This window comes from Gammaproteobacteria bacterium (assembly GCA_029884425.1).
Lineage (GTDB): Bacteria > Pseudomonadota > Gammaproteobacteria > S012-40 > S012-40 > JAOUHV01.
The window spans coordinates 1-21,952 of the sequence record JAOUHV010000051.1 but is presented as its reverse complement, the minus strand read 5'-3'; the positions used below and the strand labels follow the sequence as shown (position 1 = coordinate 21,952).

Genomic DNA, 21,952 nt, shown 5'->3' with positions numbered 1-21,952 from the left:
GCCAACAGGGTCGCACCACCAAGCATCCACAGCTTGCCACCGAAACTGAGCAAGCGGCCCTGCACGCGACTGAACAAAGCCCGCGCTTCGTCGGTTCTTACTTCCTGTTTTTTCCAGCCAGTACCGTCGTCAGACACCCATAAACCCGGTGACGCCATCTCACTGAGACGCCACAACTTGCCGGCAAACGACACCACCGTCGAACCATCCATGGGCGGTAACAGCGCATTGGATTCAAACACTGCAGAATTGCGTTCGCCGTACGTCAGCTGCGCCCGTTCGCTCCAGTCCAGCTGCAAATTAAACAACTGCAAATTCTGCTCAGTCAGCAACGTCGAGTCCGCGTCCGCACAAGGTGGCGTTTGTGACGGCAGACAAACATCACCATAGCGCATCACCATCCCCAGCGGCTGGGCGCTGGCAATCACCGTATCGTTATCAAATTCAAACACCGTGTCATCGACGCCACTCCAGGCCATCGCCCTCACGTTGGCGGTCGGCGCAACATTGAGGTTGTAACTGGCCAGCAGATGCAATTGGCTTGCGGTAATTTTCGCCGTGCCTGCGGCCAGCACTTTGACTTCGCCGGTACTGGCATTCACCGTCGCCACCGCCCGGTTACTGCTCTGGTAGCTCACCACCTTATTGCCATAATTGGAATACGCCGGATTGATCACCGTCTCGCCAACGAATGCGTGCAAATCACCGCTACGCTCGAACACAATTTGCGGGTCTTTAGCCTCAACCCGCAACTGATAATGCGCCACTGCTTCGGCATACAGCGCATCGGCAGGTTTGACAGCAGTGATTTCACACACCCCTTCGCTGATCAGCGTCAGCACGCCACTGATCGGATCGACCTTGGCCACCGCTTCGTTGCTGCTGAAATAGGAAATTGAGCCATTGCCCGCACCGCCGCTGGCCAGGTTCGCCACCCCAGCCGTGCCCAAACGAATGGCCAGCGGCCCAGGATTATCAAACTGGATTTGTTGCGCCAGGCGCGTCACCTGCAGGCTGTAATACTGCTCGGCAGGGGCATACCAAAAATCCCCGGCCACATAGGCCGTCAGCACCGCATTGCCCACGCTGTTTAGTGTTACCAGTCCCCGATCGTCTACCTGAGCCACTGAGGGGTTATTGGTTTTGTAAACCACGGTCAACTTCGGCGGATCAATCACCGGATTGGCAAATGTCCCCTGGGAAATGACGACGGTGTGGTTGCCAGGGAACTCAAATTTCAAATCACGATTCTTCCGCGTCACCCACAGCGTATAGCTGGCACTGGCCTCGTCAAAACGGAAATCGGCGGCCTTGACGGCGGTAATCACCGCCCGTCCGACCCGGTGCAGGGTCAACTCACCGCTGACTGGGTTTACGCTGGCAATGCTGTCGTCACTGCTGGAATAGCGCACTTCGCCCACACCTTCGCCGCCCAGGGCCGGATTCACCACCCCGGTCGTTCCCCACGGATGAAGCAGCGGGCCGCGCTCATCAAAGTGAATTTGCTGCGGTTGCAATAGCAGTTCGTTGCTTTTGCTACCCAGACCACAGGCGCTCAACGCCACACAGGTAACAGCAATCAGCAGAAGTCTAACGTTGTTTAACAAAACAGGGGCCCAAGAAATTTTGACCTAGAATAGCAGCCGCTGCTTTACGCCAAGTTAAAAAGCCCCCCAAACCCCGGAAGGAATACCGCGTAAAACACCTAGGAAACGGCCTGCAGACTGTGCAAACGCGTCAATATCATACGGCATATTGGTTGACGCCGCATTATCCCGCGCCTTGGTGTAAAATAGCGCCTTTTCCGTAACCCGTGGCGTTTGACTGATGGAAATTGTTGTTAATGGCGAGTCCCGCACAATCCGGGACAATTACACTGTCGCCCATTTAATCAAGGACTTGGGCCTGACTGAAGGACGTTTGGCGGTCGAGGTCAACCTCGAGATCGTGCCCCGCAGCCAGCACCCGCAACACATGCTCAAAAGTGGCGACCGGGTGGAAATTGTCCACGCCATCGGCGGCGGCGCAGCCTGAGTCACCTGAATTGTTGAATTACCCTAGAGAGTAGAACCATGTCCCAAGTTTATGATGCGGCCAACGATCCCCTGATTATCGCCGGCAAAACCTATACCTCACGCCTGCTGGTCGGTTCCGGCAAGTACAAAGATATGGCCCAGACCGTCGCCGCCACCGACGCCAGCGGCGCGCAGATCATGACCGTGGCGGTACGCCGCACCAACATGGGCCACATGAAGGGCGAACCCAACATTCTGGAAGCCCTGCCGCCGGAACGCATCACCTACCTGCCCAATACCGCCATGTGCTACAACGCCCAGGATGCGATTCGCACCTGTCGTTTGGCGCGCGAGCTGCTGGGTGGCCATGATCTGGTGAAACTGGAAGTACTGGGCGACGAAAAAACCCTGTTCCCCGACATCCGCGAAACCTACAAGGCGGTAGAAGTGCTGGTGAACGATGGTTTCAAGATCATGGTTTACACCAATGACGACCCCATTGCCGCCAAGGTGCTGGAAGAAATGGGCTGCGTCGCCGTCATGCCGCTGGCGGCGCCTATTGGCTCCGGCCTGGGCATCCGCAATCCCTACAACATTCGCACCATCGTTGAAAATGCCAAGGTGCCCATCTTGGTGGATGCCGGCGTAGGCACCGCATCCGATGCTGCAGTGGCGATGGAGTTGGGCTGCGATGGCGTGTTGATGAACACCGCCATTGCCGGCGCACGCAATCCGGTGCTGATGGCCTCGGCGATGAAAAAAGCCATTGAAGCCGGCCGCGAAGCCTATCTGGCGGGCCGCGTGCCCAAAAAACAGTTTGCCTCGGCTTCTTCACCCATCGACGGACTGTTTTTCTAGTGGACGAGCAACAATCTAAATACTTTCGCACCGTCCGCAGTTTTGTGCGTCGCCAGGGACGGCTGACCGTCGGTCAGGAACGCGCACTGGAAGATCATTGGCCATTCTACGGTATTGAAGCGGGTGAGCACCCCCTGGATCTGGACGCGATTTTCGGCCGCAGTGCGCCCAAGCATATCGAGATCGGCATTGGTCGCGGCGAAGCGCTGCTGGCCATGGCCGAAGCCTGTCCCGAGATCGACTTCATCGGCATCGAGGTCCACCGTCCCGGCGTTGGCCACCTGCTGCTGAACGCGGCGGACAAAGGTCTGAAGAATATTCGCATCATCACCCATGACGCGGTGGAAATCTTCAAAAAGCAGATCGCCGACGGCTCGCTGGAAGGCGTTTACCTGTTTTTCCCCGACCCCTGGCACAAAAAAAAGCACAATAAACGCCGCATCCTGAACGCGGAGTTTGCGCAAATGGTAGCTGACAAGCTCAAGCCCGGCGGCCTGTTCCGCATGGCCACCGACTGGGAAGACTACGCGGTGCAAATGCTCGAGGTCATGAACGCCTGTCCCCGCTATCAAAATTGCGCGGCGGACAATGGCTACATGCCCCGCTTCGAACTGCGGCCACTGACCAAGTTTGAAAAACGCGGCCAGCGTCTGGGGCATGGCACCTGGGATTTGTGCTACGCCCGTCTCGACGACCAAAAGAGCTAAAGTCCGGTCGTAAATCACGGAATATTACTATTCGCCTTGCTTTTTACCCATTTGCCAACAAAGCTTAGTTGTTGGTCTGTACACAAATGAGTGGGAGAAAATGTATGAGCGATTGTTGCCTGTTGGTTGCCGATGAGGCGCGTGCGCGCATATTCGCCGTGCGCGGTGATAACGTTACTGGCTACTGCCTGATTGAAATGAACAGCCTGGCCAATCCTGAAGCCAGACTCGCCGATCGGGACTTGTGGAGCGAAACCCAGCCCGGCGGCACTGCATCATCCCGCAGTGGAAAACTACATAGCTACGACGACCATCGCGAGCGACAGCGCGCAGAGCACGAACGCGCGTTCGCCAAACGCGCCGCCAGCGTCGCCGTCCAGGCCTGCGCTGAAGAAAATGCCTACGAACTCCTGGTGGTCGCATCCAAACCCATGCTCGGCGTACTGCGCGAAGCCCTGGATGACTTATGCCCCTCGTTCCTGACTCGACAGGACGTTGCCAAGAATCTGACCAAACTCAGCTCGGCGGAGATTGTCGAGCATCTTCTGGCGGACGGCCTGATCGGCAAGCAGGCCGGGCGGCTGCCGGCCTGAGCCGCCCACACAGCCCTTCCCCACCCCACATAGGGGGAGGGCCGGCGCCAGCCTACAAGACTCCATTGAAATTCCCCCACTTTTCCTATAGCTTCTTGATAAATCAATAGCATCAGTAAACCCTCGCAGATTTTTCAGGGACCTTTTTAACTACAGGAGTATAGTCATGAGACAGATAGTTTTGTTGTTTGTCACGTTTTTGAGTTTTAGTGCTACTGCCTCCCCCCCTATCGCACCAACCGATCTCGTCAGATCTGGCGACAGCTATTTCAGCCTTACCCCATCCGTCACCCGCATGGATATTGACAGCGAAATTACCTACCTCTCATCGGGTACGGTGCTCCGCGTTTCCGGCAAAGGAGAAAGCCAAAGTACCGATCTAAACTATTCATACGGATTATCTAACGTTTCCACCGTTTCACTCCAAATAGAGCACGTTGCAAATAGCCAAACTGAATTTGATGCAAGTGCTAGTGGATACCAGGCAAAATTTAGAGGTGCAGAAAAAGGCCTGGGAGATGCGAAATTGTTGTACGTGACTCTACTGACTGATAGCAACAACCACAGGGTGGTTTTGGGCGCATCAGCCTCCTTCCCAGTGGGTGACGACGACCCCGGCCAACCTGAAATCATCGAAAACGGCACCAAAACTCAAGATCTAAAACAGGGCGGTGCAAGCACTGGCATGACTGACTACGCAGCAGGCGCTGCATGGTCGTACAAAACTTCAGACATCACTCCTTATTCACTCCTTAAATACACCATATCGGGGAGCAAAACAGAGAATGGCGAAAAAAAAGCACCAGGGGATGAGATCTTGCTAAATCTGGGGGCTGTTAAATACATAAATGACAAGTCTGATCTGAACCTCGCCTTTATGTATAACTACTCCTTCACAGGAAAAAGTGGCGACACAAAATCACTGCCGTACTCTGGTCTTGGTTTCTCCGCAACTTATTATTTACACGCCAGCAAAGATATCTCCATTGCTGGCACCGCAGGTTACGGTTTTTTCGACAACATAAAAGAAGAAGATAATGTTGCCGGCACAAAGGAAGTTTGGTCTTCATCTGGAACGACATTGGGATTGAGCATCATCTTCGCGATGTAATCTTATTTGGCTGGCCAAGAGTTACGGCCAGCCACTAAAATTCAATGCTCGCGCCAACGCTAAGGCTTTTTTGAACGTTGATATTGCGCAGCCCAATATCAGTCTCGGTATAAACTCCAGTTTCGTTTGATCGCTGCGTTTGTATTCCGTTTGCGACGGTCTTTTGATATCTCGCCTGCACAAATATTTCACTATTCTTCGAAAGGCTGCGAATAAATGCTGCTTTATATTGCCCTCCCCATCCTTCAGAACTGCCCGTAGCCGTTTTGTCACGCAAAAGATGATTGTCAAAATCGCTAATTATGACCTTTGGCGAATACGCCCCATAAAAAGATAGATGATATTTTTCAGATAAGTGTCTGGTAGTTTTAAACGCGACATAAAGCATTTTAGATTGATATTCATACTTGATCGTTTCTCCGGCTATGTAAATCGGCGAAGCGGTGGGTGTGGATGGATATTCCTCCAGTGTATTGCCCGCAGTGAAATCATATTTCTGCTGCAATGCTCCACCACCAAGTTCAATATTCCAATCTTCATAGCCAACAAAAGACACTTTCTTAAAAGCCTCCAGCGAGAAATCCCGACCATTCATCTGTAACTGACTTTCAGAATAAATATCCAGCGAATCTCGCATCGCATTTGGATCGGCAAGATAGTATTTAATCCCCCAATCGCTATCGATCATTTTGCCTGAATTTGACGAGACGGTTTCTACAACTGCGACCGTCAAAGTCCATCGATCATCCAGTGGCAGGAACAAGACAATATTTGCCACCTTCGTATTTATAGGAAAACGCAATTCACTGATCGGAAACCTGATCCTATAAGACTCACCGTTAGAGGGTGTTACACTTCCTCCAATCTGATAGGCCACCTCACCGTCACGCTGTCCGTATGCAGCTTCAACATCAAATGCCCGAGCTGTGTTTGAAAAAAAAATGAGAGAGCACAAACCAGTAAAAACTACCGAAGGCTTACCAATACGCATAAAAATCTCCCTGAACAAAATCAGACCTCCCTGTCGTTTTTGACAAGTGATCAGTGCTCTATTTCCAGCAGCCCCAGCAAACCTTCCAGGCCGGCGTGATTGATCACCGCGTCAGCCTGTTCCTGCACCTTGGGTTTGGCGTAGTACGCCACACCGATACCGGCAACCGACAGCATTTTTAGATCGTTGGCACCATCGCCAACGGCCAGCACCTGACTGCGGCTGATGCCCATTTGCAAGCAAAGCTCCTGTAAAAACTCTTCCTTGGCTTCCGCGCCGATGATTTTGCCCAACACCTTGCCGGTCAGTTTGCCGTCGACTTTTTCCAGCACGTTGGCACGACTGTAATCCAGCTTGAGTCGCTGCTTGAGCCGATCAGTGAAGAAAGTAAAGCCGCCGGACACCAGCGCAAATTTGATCTGCTGCCGCCTCAAGCCCGACAGCATCAGCTCGGCACCGGGATTGAGTTTCAGCCGATCGTCATAGACGGTTTGCAGCACGTCGGTGGACAAGCCCGCCAACAGCGCGACACGCCGGGTCAGTGAGCCCTCAAAGTCCAATTCGCCGCGCATCGCCGCTTCGGTGATCGCCGACACCTGGGGTTTGACGTTGGCAAAATCGGCGATTTCGTCGATGCACTCAATCGAAATCAAGGTGGAGTCCATGTCAGAAATAACCAGCTTCACCTGCGAGCCGTCAAAGCCACGAGGCAGTAGATTGATATCGAAAGGGTAGTGGGCGCGCAGTGCCTGCAACCGCGATTGACTGGGTGCATTGGCGAGATGCACCACTGCAAAGCCCCGCTTGAAGTCAATTCTGGCATCCAACTCTAGGGCCAGTTGCTGGCCTAGCTCGGCAGACAATCTTGGACCCTGCAAAATGATTTTGTACATGAAACCGCCCACAGCTCGTTGATCAGTGGGCGCTATTGTACCGTACCGAGGAAACAGAGAAATAAAAAACGGGCGAAAGGCCCGGTCGCGTGATCAGTGCGCCGGCTTTCGCAAGTTGTAATAACGGGTTTTGTCATCGGTGCTGTACACCAGGTCTGCGTGCTGAAAGTAATAGGTATCTTTCGGCCAGCCGACATTTGTCGCGGTTAATCCGCTGTTTTTGATGTACGTCACGCCTGCCTCGTCGGTAAACCGCTCATACAGACAGATGCGACCAAACCTGGTTTGTTCCTGTGCCATAGCTACCTCCAAAAATAACAATCTGACGGCAACAAGGACACAAAGCGCTTTGTGTTTCCTGACAGGTGAGGAAATCGTTTGGGGGGCTCCCTACACCTGCCAGGCAAAGTGTAGTGATCAAAGATTAAACAATCATTAATTGTAGGGTATTTGTCTTACCCCAGAGAAAGTAAGCGCCCGCTTCAGCGGTCTAGACTATTTCCCCGAGCCACCTGACTTATCATCAGCTGGAGCCGCCTGATCCAGCGGTGCCAGCGGACAGGGCGCTTTCTCGCGCTTGGATTTTTGCTGCTCCAGCACAAGACGTAGAAAAAGGGGGTATTTCTGCTTGATCGTTGGATTCATGGGACGCTCCTGACGAAACCACTCCCGTCTTAACAAGGCAAATTTGTCGCCAGACCAGGCCAAAACCCCAAATTTATTCTGCCAATGCGCGGCGCAGAGCGTCCTGAACCTCATCAACGGTGATCAAACGCATCACATCTTCGCCATGAGCACGCACACCCCAAGGCAAATCAGCCAGGGGCTTGCCGTATTCGGCCTGCACCGCCTGCGGGTACTTATTGACGGCACGATCCTGATCCAGATACGGCCCGGTTTGGTAGGGATTGGTTGCCGCATGCAGGCAAACCACCCGTGTCCCCACCGCATTGGCGATGTGCGCCGGTCCTGAATCCGAGGTGAGCAACAAGTCCGCCCGCTGCAAAACAGCACACAATTGCTTCAAGTTGGTTTTGCCAACCAGGTTGATATGCGCCACCGGACTGGCGGCCAGTATTGCCTTTGCGGTCTGCTTTTCCCGCTCCGTCGGACCACCTACCAACACCACCTGCATACCCAATTCGCGCACAGCAAAATCCGCCGCCTGAGCATAACCCTCTGCGTACCAGTTGCGGTGGACCCGTTTGGACGGACTGGAGCAGGCATTGATCGCGAGGATTTTTTTCCCTGCTGGTAATTGCTCGACGGCGAACTGCTGGGCTGCCTGCGGGATAGGAATATTCCATTCCAGTCGCCGCTGCTCGATCCCCAATGCACGGGCAAAACCAAACATGTCATCCACTTGATGCTGCGGCCTGCCTGGCTGAATGGTTTGATTGATCACCCAGCCATGCCCCTCTCTGGCGCGAGCCCGATCAAAACCCAACTTGATTTTGGCCGGAATCATCCATGCGGCGACATTGGCGCGCAATGATGTTTGCATGTGCAACAATAGGTCAAATTGCCTGCCGTTTAGATCAGCACGCAATTTTTTGTAGGCCCCCAGACCCAGCGATTTATCAAACACAACAAAATCAATTTCCGGGATATCGCCCAGCAATTGGTGTTCGATTTTGCCAATAATCCAAGTGATTTTGGCCAGCGGGAAGCGCGCTTGCAGGGTACGAACCACAGGCAATGCATGACAGACATCCCCCAAGGCAGACAATCGCATGACGCAAATCCGCCCAGGTGGACTTTCCAACAATGATTTCATGGAGACTAGCTAAACTCTTAAACTTTTGACGGAATCCGAGTGATCAACGGTATCACTTTTCCGCGAGTGTAACTGTCCTTGAATTGAATGTCGACGTCACCATCCAGCGCGCAGCCCCGGCACAACGCCAATTCCCGGCGCTGTCCCGTTGCCAGCAACTGGCGACAGCGATTAATTTCTTCGCCATTCCAGATGTCGACAACGCCGCGCTCGTGAATGTCGCCCACCAATTGCCGGCCTTCTACATCCAGGCTGCACAAACTGGCCGTACCATCGACAAAAAATGTAATTTGTTCCGCCATACGCTGACACGGTTTGCTCACAGCCACAGCACCGTCCTGCCGCCAAGGAAAATATCCTTCGCTGGCAAATCGCACCTGAATCTGCGAGCCGTATTGCTCACAAAACTTTTTGATGGCAACAAACTGATCCTGTCGCACTTTGTTGCTCTGCAGCTCGATTTGAACCGCGATATTTTTGCCACTTTCTCGCAAGCGACCGAGAAAATAGCCGACGTGAATCCCCGCCTGCGTGCAACTCACATCCGACTGACGTTTGAATCCACCCAGGCAGTCTTCCGAAAACTGAAAGCAAAACGCATCCACGTGCAGCGCGATCAACTCTTCGCTTAACAGCGGTGTCAACAACGATGCATTGGTGCGCAATTCAACTTTGGCGGTTGGATCTTTTTTGATGTAGCGGATTATTTCCGGCATGCGCTTGTCCAGCAACGGTTCGCTGAACAAATACGGGCGATAGGTAACACCCAAGCCGCGACTGCTGTCGATGATCTTTTTCCATGTCGCGCGCTCCATAAAAACCGGCTCGCAACTCTTTCCGTCCGCCGACGAAAAAACATCACCCACACCACTCACGACGGTCTCGATATGAATCACGCTCGGCACTTTTTTGTGCAGCGACAGCGTTGACGATATCTGCGGATCTCTAACCAAAATCACGGACACTCCCTTTCCTTAATACTCCAATCCAGCGGCCACCGTCCCTGGCCCGCTTCGCTCTCCATCTACCCTATTCGCCTAACGCAATGTTGTCAAAGGAGACCACCATCATCTTGCACAGGTCGGAGCGCAAATCATTTAAAACCGACAAAAAAAGACTAAGAACAAAGCTATACGCTGATCACATTGACCGGAATAGGCGGAAACTTGCTCGTTTTCTGTTCATCCGCCACAAAGCCTTCCCACTCGCTAAAATCAACATTTTCATAGGCATCACAACGCATGCACAATTCCAGTTGATCGCGCTTGCCAGCATCCAGCAACGCCCGGCAACTTGCTAATTTTTGGCCGCCCCAGATGTCCAATAACGATTCGGTTTTGATATCGCCAACGATTTGTCTGCCTTTGGAATCCCAACAACATAGCGTTGCGGTACCATCAACGTAGAAAAACATTTCATCCTGAACTTTCAAACAGGGTTTGTTTACTGCGTACGTCTGACCTTCCCACGGATAACGATACAAATCGGTGAAAACCACTTGGTCGGGAGCATGTTTTTCCCAATATGCCTTGAATTCAACCTGTTCTTGATCGGTACCCGGCAATCTGATCATCCGCACTTCGGTCTGCACGGGTTTGCTCGCCTGCTTGGCCTGTGCGAGAAAATAGCCAACATGGTCATAAACACGGTCATAGTTGATGCCGCGACTTTCATCGAAGGTCGTTTTGTAAAAACCGTCAATGGAAAACCGCATGGTGTCCACGCCAATTTCCAGCAATTTGTCGGTAACTTTGTGCGTCAGCATACTGCCGTTGGTGTTAAATTCCACCTTGGCTGTCGGGTCTTGTTTGATGTAGCGCACGATGTCAACCATGCGCTTGTCAGCAAACGGTTCGTTTAACAAAAATGGCCGATAGGTAACACCCAGCCCGCGACTCTCGTCGATAATTTTTTTCCAGATGGATTCTTCCATGTAGTTGGGCTGGCGCAGCGCATTATTCTGCGGGCAAAACCAGCAGGTTGCATTGCATTTGATAGTTGTTTCAATTTGTATAACAGCCGGTGTTTTTGCGTATAACTTACGATGCGGCTTAAACGTAGGGCGACTCATTCAATAACTTCCTCTATTAACTTGTAACAAGCGTCCGATGCACCTGCCTGAGCTTCTATAAAGCGCGCAGCATCCTCGCCTGCTTTTTGACGGTACGCAGGCCGTGACAATAAGTCAAACAAAAGCTGCGTAAACTGCTGACCATCCTGAATACTAAATGCCTTGCCTTTTTCCACCAACTGCATGGCCTCTGGTGAGTTTTGATAAAACGGCCCCATGATCGCCGGCACACCCATGGCGCTGGGTTCCATGACGTTGTGCACCCCTTTGCCGAAGGCGCCGCCGACAAAGGCAATATCCGCGTAGCAATACAACGCTGACAGCTGGCCTACGCTGTCCACCAGCACCACGCGCTGATCAGGCAGGGACTGGAACTGACTGAGTCGCTGCACACCAAATTCTGCCAGTTGCAGGTTTAAATCCTCAAGATGCGCCGAATCAATTTCATGGGGCGCAACAATCAAATACATTTCCGGAAAAGTGCGTAGCGCCTGACAAATCCCGTCCATCACCACCGCTTCGTCTTGCGGCCAGCAGCTACCCAAAATCAGTACCGGAGACTGCTTCAAGTATTCGGGCAATGCCGGAGGTTTGATGCTGGCGCGACGATCAAGCACGCTGTCAAATCGGGTATCGCCCACCGTGTGGGTATTGGGGTGATTCGGGCAAGTCGCCAGGAATCGCTCTGTATCCTGGTCCGACACGGCAAAAATCCCGTCCAATGACTGGTACAGGCTGCGGTATAACGAACGCGCCAAGCCCGACGTAACGCGCTTGGATTTTTCGTGCAGGGTCGCAGAAATCAAAAATTGCGGAATGCCTCGTTTGCGGCTTTCCCAGATCAAGTTGGGCCACAGGTCAAATTTGACATAGACCAGCGCATCGGGCCGAATCATTTCCAGCAAGGTGCGTACATTTTGGCGGGTGTCCAGCGGTAGGTATTCAATCGCCACCAGACTGGGATGCAGCTTGCGTTTGGTCGCCCACTGATAGCCCGACACCGAGGTAATGGTCAGCACGCACTCATGGCCACGCAGCATCAGCCGCTCCATCACCGGACAGGCCTGCAGATACTCGCCTGCACTGGCCACATGAAACCAGATCAACTTCCGATCTGCGCTGCGCTGCTGCAACTGTCGCTGCAGGCGCTCACTCCAGCCCTGCTGCCCCGCAAGTGTTTGCGCAAGTTTCTTGTTTTTTCTTGCCGCCAGCGACAAACCCAACCGCATCAGCGGCTGCGCCACGTAACAATAAATTCCCTGCCAGATCAAACGCATATCACTTCCTCAACCGAGCGAATTCCCGGTTCCGCCGCTATTTTAGCGCCAAGCCCCTTTATTCGCGACACTGTCAAGCAAATTAGGTATAATCGCGCCCTTGTGCGTGGCGCCCGCCCCGGATACATTTCCTCGGCAACGGCCGACTGTCGGCGCCCGACGTCTAACGATTTTAACTAACTCACTGATTTTTAAGTGGGTAAGCCGCTGAAGCTGTACCCGGCGATCGCGGCAGAGAAAAGAATTGCTAAATCATTTTTGAGGAGTAGCTATGTCTATCAAACATCCTGTTATCGCCGTTACCGGTTCTTCCGGTGCGGGTACCACCACCGTTAAAAATGCTTTCGAGCACATTTTCCGCCGCGAAGGTATCAATCCTGCCGTGGTTGAAGGCGACAGCTTTCACCGCTTTAACCGCGTAGAAATGCGTGCAGCTATCGCCCAGGCAGCCAAAGATGGCACCAACGTGTCTCACTTTGGCCCTGAAGGCAACGTGTTCGACAAACTGGAAGAGTTGTTCCGCGTATACGGCGAAACCGGTAGCGGTAAAGTACGTAAATACCTGCACTCTGTAGAAGAGGCAGCACCCTACGCACCGCTGCAGCCAGGTGAATTTACTCCTTGGGAAGACATCCCTGCCGGCACTGACCTGCTGTTCTACGAAGGTCTGCACGGCGGTGTGGTTACTGAAGAAGTTAACGTTGCCAAGTACACCGACCTGCTGGTTGGCGTAGTGCCCATCGTTAACCTGGAGTGGATCCAGAAGATTCACCGTGACGCAGCCCAGCGTGGTTACTCCGCTGAGGCGATCGTAGACACCATCATGCGCCGCATGCCGGACTACATCTCGCACATCACGCCACAGTTCTCACGCACTGACGTAAACTTCCAGCGCGTACCAACCGTGGACACATCCAATCCTTTCATCTCGCGCGACATTCCAACGCCAGACGAGAGCTTCATCGTTATTCGGTTCCGCAAGCCAGACACCATCGATTTCCCTTACTTGCAGAACATGATCAAGGATTCCTTCATGTCTCGCCCCAACACCCTGGTTGTACCTGGCGGCAAGATGGGCTTCGCGATGGAATTGATCCTGACACCGATGATCCACAACATGATCGAGAAGAAGCGCAAAGCGTAATTTGCTTCCATCGAACACAAAAAAAGCCCCGCTCTGCGGGGCTTTTTTATATCCAGAAAAGAACTACATCACCGGCTTTTCCGGCTCGTAGAGGAATGCCCCGGTCAGAATCACGATGAACCGCGCCGCCATAATGCCGCGTGCCTGCATCTTGTGTGCTTCGCGGCCGGACTGATCGCCGCGCAACAACTTGCGGCCTTCGGCAATCTGTATGGCATACAGCGCATACAGCGTCAGTACCAAACCGACGTGCATCCAGATCAGAAAACTGAAAATCTCGCCACCATCAATCAGTCGCTCTTTCCAGTCGCGGTTCATATAGAGATAAACCGGCATCAGTAAATCAAACAGCATCACAAAACTCATCGCCGGCACATGGATCATGCGATGTTTGTGCATGTGAGCAGCAATCAGCATCAAAAGGTAGACAACAGCAGAGGCAACGACAGTTTCGACGGTAAACATACAACTCCTGTTAGCATTGGCAACAAGCGGACGTTAACATAGCACGTTTGATAGCTAACCAAGAGATTTGTTCAATCCCATGAATCCCGCGTGGCTCGCCCTGATTATAATTTTGCTGACCGCCTGGCCAACCCTTGGGCGCAGCGACGCCACCGTGTTCATCTACCATCGGTTCGGCGAACCCACCCTGCCCAGCACCAACATTCGCATGGCACAGTTTCGTGCCCAACTGGATTATCTGCAGCAGCAGCGGTTTCAATTTTGGTCACTCAGCCGCCTGGAAGATGCGCTGCGCAAGCAGCAACCCATTCCCGACAAAACCGTAGTCATCACCATCGACGATGCCTATCTGTCCGTGTACCAGCAAGCCTTTCCTGAATTGCGCTCGCGCAACATTCCGTTTGCAGTATTCGTTGCCACCGACTATGTCGATCGCCGCTATCCCAATTACATGAACTGGTCGCAGCTGCGGGAAATGCGTGACGCCGGCGTGGAATTCGCGCCGCACACTGCCAGTCACGATCACCTGACCGAACGACGCGATAACGAAACCGCCAGCCAGTGGCGCCAGCGGATACGCACCGATCTGCTGCACTCCCAACAGCAATTACAGCAGCAACTAGGCATTCGCAGCAGCGTCTTCGCATACCCATACGGCGAATACAGCGAGGAACTCAAACAGATCATTAAGGAGCTGGGCTGGATTGCTTTTGGACAACACTCGGGCACCATCAATCTGCATTCAGATATTCTGGCCTTGCCGCGCTTTCCCCAATCAGAGTTTTATGGCGATTTGCCGCAGTTCATCGATAAAGCCAACAGCCTGGCCATGCCCATCCGTAAACTGCATCCAGCCGATCCCCTACGGCAAAATCATCAGGCACCGAAACTGCGAGTGGAACTGAGTCAATCCTTGCCCCGTGCCGCGCAAATACGCTGTTTTGGTGAAGGCAACATGCGAGTACGCTGGATCAAGCCCAACGTCGAATTTGAAGTCAGCACCGACCAACCGCTGAGCGGACGACGCAGTCGCTACAACTGCACCATCCCCAGCGATCAGCCGGGCCGTTATTATTGGTTCAGCCAGCCGTGGATTATCGCTGGGCAAGCTGAAGATTGATCATCTGTAATTCGTCCGAACGAATCATCGCACGCACATCACGCACGTACTCATCGCCGCGCTGAGAATATCGGCTCAGCCCCGCCGCCAACTGGTAAGCATCCAGTGGTTCGCCCTGTTCGCGCTGCTGCTCACGCAGGCCACGCAATTCACGGTAGGCACGATTGGTGTTCAAATTCAGCAGATACGAACGCACCGATGCGCGCAGCGACACAAACTTGCGCACGCCATGGGTCGCACCTTCTGCACGGTCCGATGGCGTCATCGACTTGCCTTCTGCCCAGGTCCATTGACCGAACAGGCTGTTGCCCTCAAGTGCAAATCGCGACGTGCCCCAGCCGCTCTCAATTGCCGCTTGCGCCAATACCAGCGAGGGTGGCACCACATCCATGCGACGCAGCAACAAACGACCAACGTCTTCATTCAGTACGTTCTGATGCGGTACGCGATAACGCTTAAGCAGCTTGAGTAACCATTGATCCGCGGGAGAATCGCCCAGCTCCCGCTCACCGTCACCCTGGCGTGACAACATCAATTTCAACAGCGCCCGCTGTTCAGCAATACGGCGATTTTCTGCCAGCACGATCGGCGTCAGCACACTGATAAACAGCTGCTTTTTCTCGTCAACGTCCGTCACCTCAGCATAATCCGGCGGCAAAGTCCGCAGCATCGGCCCATCCTCGACCTGCTCCACGCTGCTCATCAACGCCTTGAGCTGCGCTAACGAATCCACGTCCATGCCTTGATAATGCGTCTGTGTTTCCGCTCCCACCGTGTTAAGCCAAATCACACCAGCAAGTACGGCAGGTAGCAAAATTTTCACTATCATCTTGATTGTTCCATCCATTTTTCTGGTCATTACTTAACCAACCAGCCACTTCAGAGCCACGCACCATACCAGACTACTGCGCTCGGATCAAAATTTGGTCATCTGCCAAATTCCGCTTTCCCCGTGTTAAACTTGGCGTTTTCCGTCGCGAGCGAAGACTAGCATGCTGTTGATGATCGACAACTACGACTCTTTCACCTACAACCTGGTTCAGTATTTTGGTGAACTGGGAGTTGAGGTTGCTGTCCATCGCAACGACCAGATCACCCTGGAGCAGATTGCGAAATTAGCGCCAGAACGCATCGTTATTTCACCCGGCCCCTGCACCCCCACCGAAGCCGGCGTATCGGTGCCCACCATTAATCAATTTGCCGGCAAAATTCCCATTTTGGGCGTTTGCCTGGGACACCAGAGCATTGGCCAAGCCTTTGGCGGCCGCATCGTTCGCGCCAAACAAATCATGCATGGTAAAACCTCCATGGTTAGACACAAAAACATCGGCGTATTTGCCGGCCTGAAAAATCCGCTGGAAGTGACCCGCTATCATTCGCTGGTCATCGAGCAGGCCAGCCTGCCCGATTGCCTGGAAGTCACCGCCTGGACCGAAACCGCCGATGGCGGCATCGACGAAATCATGGGCGTACGCCACAAAACCCTGGCGGTGGAAGGCGTACAATTCCATCCTGAATCCATCCTCTCAGAACAAGGCCACGAAATGCTGGCCAACTTCCTGAAAATGACCGTTTAACCGCAAAAGGAACGCATCATGGACTTGCCATCGGCCATTCGCACCGTTATCGATCGTCGCAATCTCAGCCGCGCCGACATGACCCAGGTCATGCGCACCATCATGACCGGCGAAGCAACCCAGGCACAGATTGGCGGCTTTCTGATTGGCCTGCGCATGAAGGGCGAAACCGTGGACGAAATCGCGGCTGCCGCCAGCGTCATGCGTGAACTGGCGCAGCGCGTCGACGTCAACGGCCCACATCTGGTCGACACCTGCGGCACCGGCGGTGACGGCGCCAACACCTTTAACATTTCCACCGCCAGCGCGTTTGTTGCCGCTGCCGCCGGCGCCAAGGTTGCCAAACACGGCAATCGTTCCATTTCCAGCAAATCCGGCAGTGCCGATGCCCTGGAGGCCGCTGGCATTCGTCTGGACTTATCCGCCGAACAAGTGGCTCGCTGCGTCAACGAATGCGGCGTTGGCTTCATGTTCGCACCCATGCATCACAGCGCGATGAAACACGCCATCGGCCCACGTCGCGAAATGGGTGTGCGCACCATTTTCAACGTCCTTGGCCCGCTGACCAATCCGGCAGGTGCGCCCAATCAAGTGATTGGGGTGTTTTCCAAAGACTGGCTGGTGCCCTTGGCCGAAGTGTTAAAACAACTGGGCAGCAAACACGTACTGGTGGTGCACGCCGAAGACGGCATGGACGAAATTTCCATTGCAGCACCCACGCACGTGGCTGAGTTGAAAAATGGTGAAGTCAAAACCTACACCATCACCCCCGAACAGTTTGGAATCACTCGTGGCGACATCAAAGCACTGGCCGTTGATGGCGCACAACAAAGCCTGGCGATGATCAACAAAGTGCTCAATAACGAGCCCGGTCCATGGACAAACATTGTTGCCTTGAATGCCGGCGCATCGATTTATGCCTCTGGAATTACCGACACCCTGGCCGGTGGTATTGAAAAAGCACAGCAGGTGATCGCCAGCGGCGCCGCCAAACAGAAACTCGCTGACCTGGTCAGCATGTCACAAAAAGCATAAATAGCACGATGAGCAATACACCTGATATTCTGAAAAAAATTCTCGCCCGCAAAGACCAGGAAGTTGCCGAGCGCAGCCAAACGGTCAGCATTGAGCAGTTAAAATCCCGCCTCGCGCACGCAGACGCGCCTCGCGGATTCGTTGCCAGCATGCAGCGAAAAATTGCCGCCGGCCAGCCCGCTGTCATTGCTGAAATCAAAAAAGCCTCACCCAGCAAAGGCGTAATCCGCGAACACTTTGTGCCTGCCGAGATCGCCAAAAGCTACGCCGCTGCCGGAGCCGCCTGCCTGTCGGTGCTGACCGATGTCGATTTTTTTCAAGGCGCGGATGAATACCTCAAACAAGCACGCGCCGCATGCGATCTGCCGGTAATTCGCAAAGACTTTATCATTCACGACTACCAGGTCTACGAAGCCCGCGCCATGGGCGCCGATTGCATCCTGCTTATCGTTGCCGCCTTGGACGACGCGCAAATGCGTCACCTGAATGACTTGGCGCACACGCTGGGCATGGACGTATTGATAGAAGTGCATGATGAAGCCGAACTGCATCGCGCTCTGCCACTGGGCAACGAGTTGATCGGCATCAACAACCGCAACCTGCGCACCTTTGAAGTCACACTCGACACCACGCTGAAACTGCTCGATCAGATTCCCGATAACGCCATTGTGGTCACCGAAAGTGGCATACTCGCACCTAGTGACGTACAACTGATGCGCAAAAATCATGTTCACAGTTTTCTGGTAGGCGAAGCGTTCATGCGTGCAACCGATCCTGGAGCGGAGCTTGCGAGACTGTTTTTCAAATAACAAAAAGCCCGGAGTCTCCGGGCTTTTATATTTTCGGCAGACTTAACAACAACTGGCGATTGTTTTCGTCTTCTTCCTCGCGGAAATGTACGCCGATTCCCAGTAGTCGCACAGGTTTGTTTTGTTGGTCAAATCGCTGCTGAAACAACTGCTCAAACTCGGCCTGATCCAGTTGCTTTAGTGGTGCCTGGATAGTGGTGACGGTAAAGTCATTGAACTTGATTTTAACGAAAATCGATTTAATATCTGCAAGCGTTTTGTCATCAATGTGCTCAAGACGCACAGAAAACTGCGCAAACAATTCCGAAAAATAGCTAAGGCATTCATCCGCCGTTTTCAGGTCATGATTAAAGGTTTCTTCCACGCTCAGCGACTTTCGCTGGCGCTCCGGTTGCACAGGGCGATCATCAATGCCGCGTGACAAGTTATATAGCTCCTCACCAAAGCTACCGAATTCAAGAGCCAGCTCAGTTCGGCTTTTTCCGCGCAGCTGACCACAGGTTTTAATTCCCAGATGATGCAATTTGGCGGCAGTCACTTTGCCGACGCCGTAAATCTTTTCGATGGACAAATCATTGAGAAAATCATCAACCTTGTCGGGTGTCAGCACAAATTGGCCATTGGGCTTATTCCATTCGCTCGCCGTCTTGGCGAGAAACTTATTGGCGGCAATGCCGGCAGAGGCCGTCAGTTTCAGACTGAGATAAATGCTGCGACGAATGTCTTGCGCGATCAGAGTGGCGCTACCTTTGAAGTGGGGCGCATCGGTGACATCCAAATAGGCTTCATCCAGAGAAACGGGCTCTACAATTTCGGTGTAACGGCGAAATATTCCCTGTATTTTGCGCGACACTTGCTGATATTTTTCCATGTTCACCGGCAGCAACACCAGATCCGGACAAAGTCGAAGTGCATGAGCGCTGGGCATGGCGCTACGCACACCATAACGTCGCGCCTCGTAATTGCATGTGCATAATACGCCACGCTGATCGGGGCTGCCACCAACCGCTACCGGTCGACCGCGCAAGGATGGATCATCACGCACCTCTATCGCTGCGTAAAAGCAATCCATATCGATATGTATAATTTTTCGCATCAAACATTGACGCCAGCAATGCTCTACAGGCGATCGCGCTGATCCATGATGGTAAAACCAATCAAAGGAGGATCGATTTCTTTGGTCAATGCAATAACTTTGAAAAGCTCGCCCATTTCTGTTGGCATAATCAGCCTTTTTATTGGCTGAATAAAGCTGATGAATTTTTTGGTATCTGCCGGATCAACTTCCTGAAGCATGGATTCCAAACCACAGCCGGATAAAAACCCGGCCTGATTGGTGAACCCCAACACATCCAGTCCTGCGTCAAATGCAGCATCAGCAACGGCAGTAAACTCCACATGCGCAGTTAAATCCTGCAATCCAGGCCATGCGAGCACAAAACTATGTGCACGATGTTTAAAGTGCGCCATCAGCGTTCCCTCAAACCGTTCAGCCTGGAAAAATTCGCGACGCACATAACCATAATCCACCAGCACTATCGCGCCCTTTTTTATTTTGCTTGCTAACTCGCGCAACCACGGACGCATCTGCAAATTGATTTCACTGGTGTAACCATCGGATATCTGGCCACGATACTGGGCAAAAACCTCGTCGATGGCGCTGCGCAATTCATCACTACTGGGTTCCGCCTCCAGCCAGTCGAACTGACCATTGTTTTCGGTGACATACAACTCGGTATGCGGTCTATCGTGGTAAAAACGAACCCGATGCACCGGCATGGCGTCAGGCACTTCGTTACCAAACACAAAACCGCTGAAATTATCCGGCATCCGATCCAGCCAATGCACTCTATCCACCATGTACGGCATCGCGCTCAATAATCGCTGACGCTGACGGTCACGCAGGCGATGACTGATATCAACGATGTAATAGTGCTGAGGCAAACAGTTGAGTTTTTCCAACTCGGTAAGCACATCCAGCGCGAGCTTGCCGGAGCCCGCGCCAAATTCCAGCATGTCGCCACCGCCGATTTGTTGCAGCACCTGCTGCGCCTGCCGTGCAACGCAACGACCAAACAGCGAACTTAATTCCGGTGCGGTGACAAAATCGCCACCGTCACCAAATATTTCACTGGGGCCGGTGTAATAACCCATGTCCTGGGTATACAGCGCCATCTGCATGAAGCGGGCAAAGGTAATTCTTCCGCCGTGGGATTGGATATCGCGATCAATCAGTGCAGCCAGGCGCTGACTGTAGGCACGCTCATCGGCACTGGGTTCGGGCAATTCAAGAAAATTACTGACAAGGCTCATAATGGCGAATATTCGGCTACACTGTGCGTCAAGTTAACACATCTATCAATAATTCAGGATTCCAACGTGCAGAATAGTTCATCTTCCCTGGCAAAAAAAGTGATCTTGGTCACCGGTGCTGCTCACCGCGTGGGCGCAGCGATGGTTCGCAGCCTGCACGCCGAGGGGGCTAACATTGCCCTGCACTACCGCTACTCCCGCGCTGCGGCGCAGGCGCTGGCCGATGAATTGAACAATCAGCGTCCAAATTCAGTGCAGTTGTTCCAGGCTGATTTGGCCAACACAGCGACATTACCTCAATTAATTAATGAAGCCACTCAGGCATGGGGGCAACTCGATGTACTGATTAACAACGCTTCCAGTTTTTATCCCACCCCGATCGGTGAAGTGAATGAGACCGCATGGGATGATCTGATGGCCAGCAATCTGAAGGCACCGTTTTTTCTCGCCCAATCTGCTGCACCAGAGCTGACCAAAAACCAAGGCGCGATCATCAACATCGTCGACATTCATGCCGATCGGCCGCTAAAGGGCCATTCGGTCTACTGCATGGCCAAGGCGGGACTGGTGATGATGACCAAATCGTTGGCCCGCGAATTGGGACCCGAGGTACGCGTCAACGCCGTTGCCCCCGGCGCCATCCTCTGGCCCGAAGGTATTGATGAACTAGGTAAGCAGGAAATTGTGGGGCGCACCGCACTGAAACGCAGCGGCAGCCCGGAAGATATCGCCCGCGCTGTCGTTTACCTGCTGCGCGATGCCCACTACACTACTGGACAAATACTCGCCGTGGACGGCGGTCGAACACTCTCGAACTAATCAGCGTCTACGCTGGGCACTGAATTTTCTCCAGCCCCCCCAGCCCAACAATATCGCGCCCAACAGCATCAGCAACCATGGCTGCGGCGCCCCCACAATCACTGGCGGCGGCAACGGGGGCGTATTCGAACCACCCGGAGAAACCGGATCCAGCCACGGAGAATCCCCTGGCGTTGGCGTAAAATCCGGCAACTCTATTGGATCGTCAGGTGGCAAAGGCGAATTCGACGGCGGCTGACCGCCGCTGCCGGGAGTTCCGCCGGTGCCGGGTGTTCCGCCGGTGCCGGGTGTTCCGCCGGTGCCGGGAGTTCCGCCAGTGCCGGGAGTTCCGCCGCTGCCGGGAGTTCCGCCGCTGCCGGGAGTTCCGCCGCTGCCGG

The 21,952-nt window shown here is 53.4% G+C and carries 25 protein-coding genes; 11 read left to right on the top strand and 14 right to left on the bottom strand.

Annotated features, from left to right (window positions below; translation table 11 throughout):
• On the bottom strand, window positions 1-1,565 hold a 1,565-nt coding region (locus tag OEW58_11965), incomplete at its 3' end, for an Ig-like domain-containing protein (GenBank protein MDH5302067.1).
• A gap of 262 nt (window positions 1,566-1,827) precedes the next feature.
• On the opposite strand from OEW58_11965, the gene thiS reads away from it, so the two are divergent.
• The 5 genes from thiS (at window position 1,828) to OEW58_11940 (ending at window position 5,284) form a co-directional block, all read left to right on the top strand.
• Window positions 1,828-2,034, top strand: a complete 207-nt coding sequence (gene thiS / locus OEW58_11960) for a sulfur carrier protein ThiS (protein MDH5302066.1) — start codon at window positions 1,828-1,830, stop codon at window positions 2,032-2,034.
• 38 nt (window positions 2,035-2,072) lie between these two features.
• Window positions 2,073-2,873 (top strand): thiazole synthase, encoded by an 801-nt coding sequence (locus OEW58_11955; protein ID MDH5302065.1) that lies wholly within the window; start codon window positions 2,073-2,075, stop codon window positions 2,871-2,873.
• On the top strand, window positions 2,873-3,580 hold the full coding sequence (gene trmB / locus OEW58_11950; protein ID MDH5302064.1) for a tRNA (guanosine(46)-N7)-methyltransferase TrmB: 708 nt from the start codon (window positions 2,873-2,875) through the stop codon (window positions 3,578-3,580). The genes OEW58_11955 and trmB overlap by 1 nt, the downstream gene beginning before the upstream one ends.
• 104 nt (window positions 3,581-3,684) lie before the next feature.
• Window positions 3,685-4,173 carry a host attachment protein gene (locus OEW58_11945; GenBank protein ID MDH5302063.1) on the top strand — a complete coding sequence of 163 codons (489 nt, stop codon included), beginning with the start codon at window positions 3,685-3,687 and terminating at the stop codon, window positions 4,171-4,173.
• Window positions 4,174-4,339: 166 nt separating this feature from the next.
• Complete coding sequence (locus OEW58_11940; protein ID MDH5302062.1) at window positions 4,340-5,284, top strand: hypothetical protein; 945 nt, start codon at window positions 4,340-4,342, stop codon at window positions 5,282-5,284.
• A gap of 34 nt (window positions 5,285-5,318) precedes the next feature.
• Here OEW58_11940 and OEW58_11935 read toward each other — a convergent pair whose 3' ends face one another.
• The 8 genes from OEW58_11935 to OEW58_11900 all read right to left on the bottom strand — a co-directional run bounded on the left by OEW58_11935 (window position 5,319) and on the right by OEW58_11900 (window position 12,293).
• Window positions 5,319-6,275: an omptin family outer membrane protease gene (locus OEW58_11935; protein MDH5302061.1), complete on the bottom strand. Its 957-nt coding sequence runs from the start codon at window positions 6,273-6,275 to the stop codon at window positions 5,319-5,321.
• A gap of 50 nt (window positions 6,276-6,325) precedes the next feature.
• Window positions 6,326-7,168, bottom strand: a complete 843-nt coding sequence (gene serB, locus OEW58_11930) for a phosphoserine phosphatase SerB (GenBank protein MDH5302060.1) — start codon at window positions 7,166-7,168, stop codon at window positions 6,326-6,328.
• 93 nt (window positions 7,169-7,261) lie between these two features.
• Window positions 7,262-7,468 carry a hypothetical protein gene (locus OEW58_11925; GenBank protein ID MDH5302059.1) on the bottom strand — a complete coding sequence of 69 codons (207 nt, stop codon included), beginning with the start codon at window positions 7,466-7,468 and terminating at the stop codon, window positions 7,262-7,264.
• Window positions 7,469-7,663: 195 nt separating this feature from the next.
• Window positions 7,664-7,813: a hypothetical protein gene (locus OEW58_11920; GenBank protein MDH5302058.1), complete on the bottom strand. Its 150-nt coding sequence runs from the start codon at window positions 7,811-7,813 to the stop codon at window positions 7,664-7,666.
• Window positions 7,814-7,886: 73 nt separating this feature from the next.
• Complete coding sequence (locus tag OEW58_11915; protein ID MDH5302057.1) at window positions 7,887-8,945, bottom strand: glycosyltransferase family 9 protein; 1,059 nt, start codon at window positions 8,943-8,945, stop codon at window positions 7,887-7,889.
• 17 nt (window positions 8,946-8,962) lie between these two features.
• Window positions 8,963-9,910, bottom strand: a complete 948-nt coding sequence (locus OEW58_11910) for an SPASM domain-containing protein (protein MDH5302056.1) — start codon at window positions 9,908-9,910, stop codon at window positions 8,963-8,965.
• Between the two features lie 164 nt (window positions 9,911-10,074).
• Window positions 10,075-11,016: a radical SAM protein gene (locus OEW58_11905; GenBank protein ID MDH5302055.1), complete on the bottom strand. Its 942-nt coding sequence runs from the start codon at window positions 11,014-11,016 to the stop codon at window positions 10,075-10,077.
• Window positions 11,013-12,293, bottom strand: a complete 1,281-nt coding sequence (locus OEW58_11900) for a 3-deoxy-D-manno-octulosonic acid transferase (GenBank protein ID MDH5302054.1) — start codon at window positions 12,291-12,293, stop codon at window positions 11,013-11,015. Before OEW58_11900 ends, OEW58_11905 begins: the two co-directional genes overlap by 4 nt.
• A 271-nt stretch (window positions 12,294-12,564) precedes the next feature.
• Here OEW58_11900 and OEW58_11895 point away from each other — a divergent pair, with 271 nt between their 5' ends.
• Complete coding sequence (locus tag OEW58_11895; GenBank protein MDH5302053.1) at window positions 12,565-13,437, top strand: phosphoribulokinase; 873 nt, start codon at window positions 12,565-12,567, stop codon at window positions 13,435-13,437.
• A 63-nt stretch (window positions 13,438-13,500) separates the two neighbouring features.
• Here OEW58_11895 and OEW58_11890 read toward each other — a convergent pair whose 3' ends face one another.
• Window positions 13,501-13,902, bottom strand: coding sequence for a hypothetical protein (locus OEW58_11890; protein ID MDH5302052.1), 402 nt, complete (start codon window positions 13,900-13,902; stop codon window positions 13,501-13,503).
• Window positions 13,903-13,981: 79 nt separating this feature from the next.
• Here OEW58_11890 and OEW58_11885 point away from each other — a divergent pair, with 79 nt between their 5' ends.
• Window positions 13,982-15,022 (top strand): polysaccharide deacetylase family protein, encoded by a 1,041-nt coding sequence (locus tag OEW58_11885; GenBank protein ID MDH5302051.1) that lies wholly within the window; start codon window positions 13,982-13,984, stop codon window positions 15,020-15,022.
• On the opposite strand, the gene OEW58_11880 is transcribed toward OEW58_11885, so the two are convergent.
• Entirely contained in the window at window positions 14,997-15,851 is an 855-nt protein-coding gene (locus OEW58_11880; protein ID MDH5302050.1) for a glucosaminidase domain-containing protein, read from the bottom strand. The genes OEW58_11885 and OEW58_11880 overlap by 26 nt on opposite strands.
• A gap of 163 nt (window positions 15,852-16,014) precedes the next feature.
• Between OEW58_11880 and OEW58_11875 the strand changes: the two genes are divergently transcribed.
• The 3 genes from OEW58_11875 to trpC are packed head-to-tail and all read left to right on the top strand — an operon-like array spanning window position 16,015 to window position 18,443.
• Window positions 16,015-16,599, top strand: coding sequence for an aminodeoxychorismate/anthranilate synthase component II (locus OEW58_11875; GenBank protein ID MDH5302049.1), 585 nt, complete (start codon window positions 16,015-16,017; stop codon window positions 16,597-16,599).
• An 18-nt stretch (window positions 16,600-16,617) separates the two neighbouring features.
• Window positions 16,618-17,634 carry an anthranilate phosphoribosyltransferase gene (gene trpD, locus OEW58_11870; GenBank protein MDH5302048.1) on the top strand — a complete coding sequence of 339 codons (1,017 nt, stop codon included), beginning with the start codon at window positions 16,618-16,620 and terminating at the stop codon, window positions 17,632-17,634.
• 8 nt (window positions 17,635-17,642) lie between these two features.
• On the top strand, window positions 17,643-18,443 hold the full coding sequence (gene trpC, locus OEW58_11865) for an indole-3-glycerol phosphate synthase TrpC (GenBank protein ID MDH5302047.1): 801 nt from the start codon (window positions 17,643-17,645) through the stop codon (window positions 18,441-18,443).
• A gap of 25 nt (window positions 18,444-18,468) precedes the next feature.
• Here trpC and dinB read toward each other — a convergent pair whose 3' ends face one another.
• Window positions 18,469-19,539 (bottom strand): DNA polymerase IV, encoded by a 1,071-nt coding sequence (gene dinB, locus OEW58_11860; protein MDH5302046.1) that lies wholly within the window; start codon window positions 19,537-19,539, stop codon window positions 18,469-18,471.
• 23 nt (window positions 19,540-19,562) lie between these two features.
• Window positions 19,563-20,756 (bottom strand): SAM-dependent methyltransferase, encoded by a 1,194-nt coding sequence (locus tag OEW58_11855; GenBank protein ID MDH5302045.1) that lies wholly within the window; start codon window positions 20,754-20,756, stop codon window positions 19,563-19,565.
• Window positions 20,757-20,822: 66 nt separating this feature from the next.
• Between OEW58_11855 and OEW58_11850 the strand changes: the two genes are divergently transcribed.
• Complete coding sequence (locus OEW58_11850) at window positions 20,823-21,575, top strand: pteridine reductase (GenBank protein ID MDH5302044.1); 753 nt, start codon at window positions 20,823-20,825, stop codon at window positions 21,573-21,575.
• Here OEW58_11850 and OEW58_11845 read toward each other — a convergent pair.
• Window positions 21,576-21,952: hypothetical protein (locus OEW58_11845; protein MDH5302043.1), on the bottom strand; the 377-nt coding region annotated here is incomplete at its 5' end.